The 4327-nt window shown below is 44.6% G+C and carries 5 protein-coding genes and 4 tRNA genes; all 9 read right to left on the bottom strand.

The annotated features are described in order from the left end of the window. Positions 1 to 250 (bottom strand): GTP-binding protein (locus KO501_RS04635; RefSeq protein ID WP_252728173.1); only part of this gene is annotated, 250 nt, incomplete at its 3' end. Positions 251 to 318: 68 nt separating this feature from the next. Continuing rightward, positions 319 to 394, bottom strand: a tRNA-Thr gene (locus KO501_RS04630). A gap of 7 nt (positions 395 to 401) precedes the next feature. Continuing rightward, positions 402 to 476, bottom strand: a tRNA-Gly gene (locus KO501_RS04625). A gap of 33 nt (positions 477 to 509) precedes the next feature. Beyond that, a tRNA-Tyr gene (locus KO501_RS04620) sits at positions 510 to 594 on the bottom strand. A 9-nt stretch (positions 595 to 603) separates the two neighbouring features. Further along, positions 604 to 679: transfer RNA gene (locus KO501_RS04615), tRNA-Thr, on the bottom strand. Positions 680 to 793: 114 nt separating this feature from the next. After that, positions 794 to 1534 carry a type III pantothenate kinase gene (locus KO501_RS04610; RefSeq protein WP_216028483.1) on the bottom strand — a complete coding sequence of 247 codons (741 nt, stop codon included), beginning with the start codon at positions 1532 to 1534 and terminating at the stop codon, positions 794 to 796. Continuing rightward, complete coding sequence (birA, locus tag KO501_RS04605; protein ID WP_216028482.1) at positions 1524 to 2510, bottom strand: bifunctional biotin--[acetyl-CoA-carboxylase] ligase/biotin operon repressor BirA; 987 nt, start codon at positions 2508 to 2510, stop codon at positions 1524 to 1526. Before birA ends, KO501_RS04610 begins: the two co-directional genes overlap by 11 nt. Further along, positions 2507 to 3496, bottom strand: coding sequence for a UDP-N-acetylmuramate dehydrogenase (murB, locus tag KO501_RS04600; RefSeq protein WP_216028481.1), 990 nt, complete (start codon positions 3494 to 3496; stop codon positions 2507 to 2509). The genes birA and murB overlap by 4 nt, the downstream gene beginning before the upstream one ends. Positions 3497 to 3622: 126 nt before the next feature. Continuing rightward, complete coding sequence (gene gmhB / locus KO501_RS04595; protein WP_216028480.1) at positions 3623 to 4171, bottom strand: D-glycero-beta-D-manno-heptose 1,7-bisphosphate 7-phosphatase; 549 nt, start codon at positions 4169 to 4171, stop codon at positions 3623 to 3625. Positions 4172 to 4327: the final 156 nt, after the last annotated feature.

The following is a 4327-nucleotide window of genomic DNA, read 5'->3' as shown; positions in this document are numbered from 1 at the left end:
CAGGACAGTCTACGTGCGCATAGTGGCGAGTAGGAGTGTCATATTCAACGTGTGAAGTAGAGATGGTTATACCACGAGCTTTTTCTTCAGGCGCGTTATCGATTTGATCGAATGCCTGAGCTGCACCACCGTAAGTCTTTGCAAGAACAGTAGTGATTGCTGCAGTCAGAGTGGTTTTACCGTGGTCAACGTGGCCGATAGTACCCACGTTTACATGGGGTTTCGTACGTTCAAACTTTTCTTTTGCCATTTTTCTAGTATCCCAGCAAAGTTACGTAAAAGATAATTGTATTCTAATCAACATGAGCTGGGGAGAAATGGTGCTGATAGGCAGATTTGAACTGCCGACCTCACCCTTACCAAGGGTGCGCTCTACCAACTGAGCTATATCAGCACTTAAATGGAGCGGGCAGCGGGAATCGAACCCGCATCATCAGCTTGGAAGGCTGAGGTAATAGCCATTATACGATGCCCGCAATCCTAATTCTCAGGCCACCTCATAGAAAAAGTGGTGGAGGGGGCAGGATTCGAACCTGCGAAGGCTGAGCCGGCAGATTTACAGTCTGCTCCCGTTGACCGCTTGGGTACCCCTCCAGAGATTGATGGTGCCGACTGCCGGAGTCGAACTGGCGACCTACTGATTACAAGTCAGTTGCTCTACCAACTGAGCTAAGTCGGCACTGCATCAAGTGGGTGCGCATTCTAGAGTAACTCGTTACTCTGTGCAATAGTCTTTTTCGATTTTTTTCGAATTTTTATTTGATTGCTCAAATATCTAACAATCAAACAAATGTTACACAAAAAGCGAACTTCTTGCGTAGCGGGCAAGACCATGCACCACCAAATTTGCGGAGCAGATAGTATCAGCAGAATGGTTAATTGCAAGCATATTTTTGCCACCACCACCGATAATTACCACAAATTGTGACTGTTTGCTTGATAAGTAATCAACTGCGCTCAAATAAACGCCGTTCACTGCCGCCATACAACCTAATGAAACACAATCTTCGGTATTGCTTCCTAACGACAACGCAGAAGGAATTTTGTCATTTGCAGTCACTTTTGCGGTATTTTCCACCAGGGCATCACGCATTATTTCAAACCCTGGGGTGATCCAACCGCCTAAATGTTGACCATCCACCACAAAATCACAGGTAATTGCCGTACCCACATCGATAACACAAAACGGATAAGTGGTCATTTCCAGACCTGCAATCATGGCTAGCCATCGATCGACCCCCATTTTTTGTACCTGCTGATAACTATTTTTTAGGCCAAAACGGGATTTTTCTGTGAAAATTTCTTTGTGGGCAATATTTTGATCATCACAATATGTACTAATTGCGGTGGAAATTTGTTGTTTTCCCACATTGGAAAAGACCAATTGTTTATATTGGTGAGTATTGAGGTAACAAAAAAACGCCGTTAGGTCATCATGAACCAATGGTGCTTGTGTTGTTACCTCAGCCAGAGTTACCGATTTAATTCGGCTATTACCAGCATCAACCAATAACACTTGTCCGTCAGATACCACGTAAACTAACCTCACCACCGTGAAAACGTGTAATACCGTCTACGGTTTCTACAAGTAACGCTCCGCTTTGATCCACACCGCGATCGATACCAGAAAACCGTTTGTCTCCCATTTGCAGAACAATCTTCTTGTCTGCAAACAAGTCTAATGCTTCCCAATAGGGCACAAACTTACCAAAACCACGTTGGGTAAATTCAGGCAATAACTCTCTTAATGACTCTATAATAGCCGCAGCCAATTCATTTCGGTCTGGGGTTTCCCCTAGGTAACCGGTAAGATCACTATGAGGTTGGCCCACATCGTATTGCGAATCGGGGACGTTAACGTTTAATCCAATTCCAATGACACTATGTGCGGTAGCGCCAATCTGCCCCTCTACTTCTATTAATACCCCGGCCAGTTTGGCGCCGTTCAAATAGATATCGTTTGGCCACTTTAATTGCGCATCTTCAATATTAAACTTACGCAGGGCTTCACAAATTGCCACCCCCACTAACAACGACAAGCCAGCCATACTTTGATAGCCATCTGGGAACGACCAATACATGGAAAAGGTGAGGCTTCCACCCACCGGAGCTAACCACTTGCGGCCGTGTCGTCCTTTACCATCGGTTTGCACTTCTGCCAAAATGGCATCACCATCGGCGAGATCATGACGGGCTGTGGCAATACGCTTTTTCATTTCTGAGTTAGTAGACGCAAGTACAGGCTCGACCTGTATTAATGACAAGCCAGGTTTAGTGAGATGCTTTTTAATGTTCTCAGCTCGCAGTAACGAAAACCCCTGATTCAACCTGTACCCCTTTCCTTTTACTTTAAACACATCTAGCCCCCAGTCTGTTAGCTGAGAGATATGCCCTGCCACCGCGGTCCTAGAAAGGCCCACTTGCTGAGCTATCACTTCACCAGAATGGAACTGGCCATCGGACATTAATGACAGAATATGTTGGCGTATTAATTTAGAAGCCTGTTTCATAACGTTATTGCCCCTGCTGAGCCCACTAACCGTACTTCAGGCTCTAATGGTACTGCGTACCGTTCATTCACTGTTTGCATTATTAATTGAGCCATGGAAATCACGTCGTCTCCACTGGCATTGTTGGCATTGGTGAGCACTAACGGCTGATCAGGATGACAACGCACCCCGCCGATTGTTTTACCTTTAAATCCACATTGATCGATAAACCACGCCGCTGGCACTTTAACGCCGTTGCCTGCCGAAAACCCGGGCACGGCACCAAATTCATTTTTTAGGTCTTGATAATGCGATGCTAAGAGTACAGGGTTTTTAAAAAAGCTGCCTGCATTACCTAATGTATCAGGATCAGGCAGTTTGCTTCGGCGTATATTAATCACTGTGTTATATATTTCATTTGCCGAAGGGTCAGTCAGTTTAGCCAAATCACCGTATGTGGTAATGGGTTGATACTTCTTAGGTAATTCAAAGGTGACATGGGTAATTAAAATATGGCCGGCAAGGGCGCTTTTAAATATGCTATCACGATAACCAAAAAGACATTCGCTGCCCATTCTTTCGTTTGTTTCGCCTGTTTGAATATCTCGATATTCCACTGCGGCAATAAAATTACCGGCTTCTACACCATATGCACCAATATTTTGTATGGGCGCGGCGCCCACCGAACCAGGAATTAGGGCTAAATTTTCTAACCCATGCCACCCTTCTGCTAAGAATCGGGTTACCAGTTCGTGCCAATTTTCGCCACTAGCAACTTTTATGATATGGCTGTTCTTAGTTTCTCGATAGCTAATACCTTTTAGGGTATTGATAAACACTTGCCCTTCAAAATCTTCTAAGAACAGCGTATTGCTACCACCGCCAAGTAGATAATTGGTGGCACTGCCATGCCATAGATCTAAAAAAGTATCAGATGAAGAAAAATGATGAATGTACTGACACTGGGCCGGAAGATGAAACGTATGATGTGTTTGTAGTGAAGGCACTGGCTCTACTTTATACTAAAATCAAACTCCGGCAATGGTAGGCGAACCGAGAAGATAATAAAAGTACCAACTAGCAAGAACGCCGACTTTATGACGACCTTTTAGACATGATCAATGTTATGGCACTTAGTTAGACAAGAAATCGTCTACAGCGACGGCTAAATCGTGGCATTCAGTGTATAAAGGCGAGCGCGTTATACCCTGTTGGTTTGCAGAAACTTTATACAAAGTTGGTATTCCTGCACGGGAACCAGCTTGCATATCAGACTCTTTATCGCCCACCATAACAGACTGGGATAAATCGATACCGTGCTGCGTTGCAGCGTCTATGATCATACCTGGATTGGGTTTACGGCATTGGCAATTTTGTACATACGGTTTATCACCGTGAGTGGGGTGATGGGGGCAGTATTGTACATCGCAAATACCCACGCCTTGTTGGGCAAATTCTTCAACCATCCAGTTTGTTAAATCGGCAAACGCCTCTTCAGTGTAGTAACCTCTGGCAATACCCGATTGATTTGTAACAACAATAATTTTATACCCCGCATCAACAATTTTACGACACGCGTTAAAGACCCCTGGCACAAAATCAAATTGAGCAGGCGTGCTGATGTAGCCGTGATCAATGTTTATGACACCGTCTCTATCAAGGAAAAACGCGGGATTGTTCATACTAAGCAAAACTACCTTATTGGGTTTTCTACAGCCAGGTTCATGTTACTTAAAATTATTGTGCCGTGCACCGAAGATAAAACTTATTAATGCCCCAAACGCAAAAAAGGCCACTCGTATGAGTGGCCTTTTTCTTGAATTGGGAGCCTGGCGGTG

This window comes from Alteromonas sp. C1M14 (genome assembly GCF_018860965.1).
Taxonomy (GTDB): Bacteria; Pseudomonadota; Gammaproteobacteria; order Enterobacterales; family Alteromonadaceae; genus Alteromonas.
The sequence above is the reverse complement of the archived record's forward strand: the minus strand, read 5'-3'. Positions and strand labels throughout refer to the sequence as shown.